The sequence below is a fragment of the Aerococcus sp. L_32 genome, from assembly GCF_050689315.1.
On the sequence record NZ_JBOEQF010000273.1, the window covers coordinates 1 to 2,814 of the forward strand.

General features: G+C 36.6%; 2 protein-coding genes and 1 pseudogene. 1 reads left to right on the plus strand and 2 read right to left on the minus strand.

Annotated elements, in window-relative coordinates; genetic code table 11:
• A partial coding sequence (locus ACRCJ0_RS11615; protein WP_431390517.1) for an ABC transporter permease occupies positions 1-979 on the plus strand: 979 nt, incomplete at its 5' end.
• Positions 980-1,137: 158 nt separating this feature from the next.
• Here ACRCJ0_RS11615 and ACRCJ0_RS11620 read toward each other — a convergent pair.
• Complete coding sequence (locus ACRCJ0_RS11620; RefSeq protein WP_431390518.1) at positions 1,138-1,980, minus strand: glycosyltransferase family 8 protein; 843 nt, start codon at positions 1,978-1,980, stop codon at positions 1,138-1,140.
• 137 nt (positions 1,981-2,117) lie between these two features.
• Positions 2,118-2,814 (minus strand): annotated as a pseudogene (locus tag ACRCJ0_RS11625) (M24 family metallopeptidase); the annotation flags it as partial.

Genomic DNA, 2,814 nt, shown 5'->3' on the forward strand with positions numbered 1-2,814 from the left:
TGATATGATTGTTGCAGAAAATGACTATGTCTCAGACCAACAATATGAGGAGATTGAGGATACACTATCTTCTCAAGACATTGATCAATTCGGTGAAGTAGAATATCAAGAGTTAACAACTGTCGGTGGAAAACAAAACGATACACAAGATATCACTTTAATTTCCCCAGAAAATATAGATGAATTTTCAGACTATATTAAATTAACTGAACGTGGCTCTGAAGAAACATTAGACTTACCTGATGATGGTGTAGTAATTTCTGAACGACTAGCTACCCTAGTAGACGCTGAAGTAGGAGATACAATTACACTTCAAGATACTAACAATCAAGATCGTGAAATGAAAGTATCAGGTATAACAGAAATGTATATTGGTCACTTTGTCTTCGCTAGTCCACAAGTTTATGAAACAATTTACGGTGAGGATTACCAATCTAATGCTTATCTAGTCAACTTAAAAGATGACTCAATTAACAACACAGAAAATCAAGCTGCGAAATTCATTGAATTAGACGGTGTTGCCGGTGTAGTACAAAACACTACCCTAATGAATCAAATCGATACAATTGTTCATTCATTGGATAAAATCATGACTGTTCTAATTATTGTGGCTGGACTATTAGGTATTGTTATCCTATATAACCTAACGAATATTAATGTGTCTGAACGGATGCGTGAATTATCCACTATCAAAGTGCTTGGTTTCTTTGATAATGAAGTTACCTTATATATTTACCGTGAAACGATTGTTTTAACGGCCCTCGGTATACTAGTAGGTTTCGGTATTGGTGAAATGCTCCACCAATATATTATTCGAATCGTTCCACCTGCTGATGTAATGTTTAACCCTGCACTAGCAGCGACAAGCTTTATTGTTCCAGCTGTTATTATCGGATCAATTACAGCCGTTCTCGCCTATATCATTTATAAACGTCTACAACACGTCGATATGCTAGAAGCATTAAAATCAGTCGATTAATTGGATTATTTATCCTATAAAAAAAGAATCCCCAGAAGTAAGCAGACATACGCTTACTTCTGGGGATTTTTTATTGGATACCAAAGTGTATAAGCCTGATTTGACGATAATAAATAAGAATTTAACCACCATAGGTAATGAAAATTACTTATTTTAAATTATTTAATCACCGATTCGATACGCTTCAATTGGTTTTGATAGTTAAGATAAAGACTGGTAAACCGATTGTCATGTTTATCGTCCCATGGTTTTGGTCCGCCACAGAAATGAAGGATAGAGGTATTGGCCATAACCCAGTGAATATCGTGTTGGGTAAGACTTTTGGTAAAATAGCGCATATATTTACGGGTATCATAATTCCAAATTTCTTCGGGTATTTCCTTCGTATATTTACCATACAAATGGTTTAGAATATCTTGGTCAGGTAAGAAGAGTAACAGATTATATTTTTCAATCATTCGCGCAATATCTGACCATTTGACAATTTCTCTAGCTTTATCTAAATCAATCACCATCACACCAGAATTATAGTATGCATGGTCAACGTCAAGTCGCATTTGGTTTACTCGGGTAGAAACGTCCGTCAACCCAACATGTGTAGCGGCTGCTAGCATATGACCTTCTAGATCTGTTTGCCACAGCTCTAATAAAGGGTTAACCACTAAAATATCTGGATCTAAATAAATCACACGTTTCATTTCTTCAGGCAAAATAGCACCCGCAAGCAAGCGAAAATACATTTCTTTTGGGTACCTATCTTCAGTTTTAGCGCTATTCCATCGACTGCCATCAATTTCAATCGCTTCAAAACCAAACTGTAAATAATCCGTTAACTTCTGCAATTCGCGAATCGTATGCATTGCAATTGATTCATGAATCAGCCAAATACGGATGGCTTGGCCTGGATTATTTTGGCGAATCGATGTTAATGCCACTTTTAAGGGATTTAAATAGCCTTCATCTATGGTAAATAATAATTCAATCTGTTCGTCCAAGAGCATAACCCTCCAATTTATTTATAATATTATACATATATTAACATCTTTATGGCAATTCCGTATGGATAGTCCGTCATTATTCACTTAGAAATAGACAAAAACCCCTCAAGTTTGGTCAACCAATCTTGAGGGGGATTTTTTTATCCAAAGTAGATAGCAGTTTTTTTGTCTAATAAGAATGGTCTATAGTAGGCAAAGGTACTCGCTAAAGGTAGTAAATGTTCTGGTAACGTTAAACCTAATGCTTCTTTTAGGTAATCCTTCCGCTTAGAAATTCTTGACCAAAGTTCTGGTTGTTTAATCTTAATTTCTTCACGTAGTGCTGCGTCAGCAACCGCAATCGTCGATTCAGCTGAAACACCATTATGGTCTGCTTGTGAAGGTATAAAGTCTAGTTGGAAGATGTAGCCACTTTGAATTGTTGCATCAGAGTCTTGATAGAATGGTGAGCTTAACCATTCTTCGTCAGCTACTAAATGCCCCGGGCACAAATTCCAACCATAGGTAGTTTGCGGATAGAACTCACTAAATGCTTGGTAGAAGTCGCCACCTTTTGTACCAATGTTCAGATTGTCTAACCACCACTTATAAGCTTGGAAATAGGGGTAAACGACTTCTTCTAAGTATCCTGAATCACGTTCAGCGAGCTGACTTTCATCTTTAACTGCATAGCCAGAACGACTAGACAAGCCACCTTTATAGGCTACTGTTAATGCAACTTTATTGCCATCATTTAACGTGTTATCAGTTGGATAAATATTAGCGCCCTTAAATCGATCACCAAAGGCTGCAATAGTCACAACAGAAGGATATTGACCATCACGATTTAAGCGATTC